The organism is Flavobacterium sp. GNP010, from assembly GCF_056428945.1.
In genome coordinates this window covers 1-1341 of the sequence record NZ_JBWJVK010000119.1, presented here as the reverse complement: position 1 = coordinate 1341, position 1341 = coordinate 1, and the positions used below count along the sequence as shown (strand labels likewise).

Here is a 1341-nt window from a genome sequence, read left to right as displayed (position 1 = left end):
CATTTGTGTTTGTCGTCGTTACTGCAACTCCGTTTAAGCTGTCGTTTCCTATCACACTTCCTGCTGCTACTGGTGTAGTGCCTGAAGCCAATGGTGCTGCTGGTGTGCCTAAAGTATCGTCATTTGCAATGATTTGACCCACTACGTTTACTGTTAGCGTAGCTGTAGCACAATTCGATGGGCTTACATTAACTCCTGTGGTCGTATCGGACTCACAGATGGTATACGTAACCGTGTAAGGTCCCGTTGGGGTATTCGCTGCAATGGTTACATTCCCGTCTGCATCTACTAAAATTGGTCCTGTAGTGATTGGCGTAACATTCGTGTTTGTGGTCGTTACTGCAACTCCGTTTAAGCTGTCGTTTCCTATCACACTTCCTGCTGCTACTGGTGTAGTGCCTGAAGCCAATGGTGCTGCTGGTGTGCCTAAAGTATCGTCATTTGCAATGATTTGACCCACTACGTTTACTGTTAGCGTAGCTGTAGCACAATTCGATGGATTTACATTAACTCCTGTGGTCGTATCGGACTCACAGATGGTATAGGTAACCGTGTAAGGTCCCGTTGGGGTGTTAGCCGCAATGGTTACGTTTCCGTCTGCATCTACTAAAATTGCTCCCGTAGTGATTGGCGTAACATTTGTGTTTGTCGTCGTTACTGCAACTCCGTTTAAGCTGTCGTTTCCTATCACACTTCCTGCTGCTACTGGTGTAGTGCCTGAAGCCAATGGTGCTGCTGGTGTGCCTAAAGTATCGTCATTTGCAATGATTTGACCCACTACGTTTACTGTTAGCGTAGCTGTAGCACAATTCGATGGATTTACATTAACTCCTGTGGTCGTATCGGACTCACAGATGGTATACGTAACCGTGTAAGGTCCCGTTGGGGTATTCGCTGCAATGGTTACATTCCCGTCTGCATCTACTAAAATTGGTCCTGTAGTGATTGGCGTAACATTCGTGTTTGTGGTCGTTACTGCAACTCCGTTTAAGCTGTCGTTTCCTATCACGCTTCCTGCTGCTACTGGTGTAGTGCCTGAAGCCAATGGTGCTGCTGGTGTTCCTAAAGTATCGTTTCCTGCAATGATTTGACCCACTACGTTTACTGTTAGCGTAGCTGTAGCACAATTCGATGGGCTTACATTAACTCCTGTGGTCGTATCGGACTCACAGATGGTATACGTAACCGTGTAAGGTCCCGTTGGGGTATTCGCTGCAATGGTTACATTCCCGTCTGCATCTACTAAAATTGGTCCTGTAGTGATTGGCGTAACATTCGTGTTTGTGGTCGTTACTGCAACTCCGTTTAAGCTGTCGTTTCCTATCACACTTCCTGCTGCTA

Annotated in this window: 1 pseudogene; it reads right to left on the bottom strand. The window is 46.6% G+C overall.

Features of this window, described 5'->3' with window-relative positions:
* A pseudogene (locus tag AC061C_RS15770) lies at positions 1-1341 on the bottom strand (hypothetical protein); the annotation flags it as partial.